Genomic DNA, 1043 nt, shown 5'->3' with positions numbered 1-1043 from the left:
GCGAAACGCAGACCTTCTTCCATTGCGATGGTCTTGATCAGGGTAACAACCATCTGGATGTTGTCGCCTGGCATTACCATTTCAACGCCTTCCGGCAGTTCGCAGTTACCGGTCACGTCAGTGGTACGGAAGTAGAACTGTGGACGGTAGCCTTTGAAGAACGGAGTGTGACGACCGCCTTCTTCCTTGCTCAGAACGTAAACTTCTGCGGTGAACTTGGTGTGCGGCTTAACCGAACCTGGCTTGGCCAGAACCTGACCACGCTCAACGTCGTCACGCTTGGTGCCACGCAGCAGAACGCCGCAGTTCTCGCCAGCACGGCCTTCGTCCAGCAGCTTGCGGAACATTTCAACGCCGGTGCAGGTGGTCTTGGTGGTGTCACGCAGACCAACGATCTCGACTTCTTCCTGGATGCGAACGATGCCACGCTCTACACGACCGGTAACAACAGTACCGCGGCCGGAGATCGAGAACACGTCTTCGATTGGCATCAGGAACGGCTTGTCGATAGCACGCTCAGGCTCTGGAATGTAGCTGTCCAGGGTCTCAACCAGCTTCTTGACAGCGGTGGTGCCCAGTTCGTTGTCGTCCTGGCCGTTCAGAGCCATCAGAGCCGAACCAACGATGATCGGAGTGTCATCGCCCGGGAAGTCGTAGGTGCTCAGCAGGTCGCGAACTTCCATCTCGACCAGTTCCAGCAGCTCAGCGTCGTCAACCATGTCAGCCTTGTTCAGGAAGACAACGATGTACGGTACGCCTACCTGACGGGACAGCAGGATGTGCTCACGGGTTTGTGGCATCGGACCATCGGCGGCCGAGCAAACCAGGATCGCGCCGTCCATCTGGGCAGCACCGGTGATCATGTTCTTGACGTAGTCGGCGTGGCCTGGGCAGTCAACGTGCGCGTAGTGACGTACGTTCGAGTCGTACTCTACGTGAGCGGTGTTGATGGTGATACCACGAGCCTTCTCTTCTGGAGCCGAGTCGATCTTGTCGAAGTCAACACGAGCCGAACCGAAAACTTCGGAGCAGACGCGAGTCAG

The 1043-nt window shown here is 57.3% G+C and carries 1 protein-coding gene; it reads right to left on the bottom strand.

The window, feature by feature from the left end; all coding sequences use genetic code 11:
* A partial coding sequence (gene tuf / locus ACODSK_RS32625) for an elongation factor Tu (protein WP_489022275.1) occupies positions 1-1043 on the bottom strand: 1043 nt, incomplete at both ends.

This window comes from Pseudomonas sp. FG98 (genome assembly GCF_057808595.1).
This window is presented reverse-complemented; position numbering and strand designations above follow the sequence as displayed.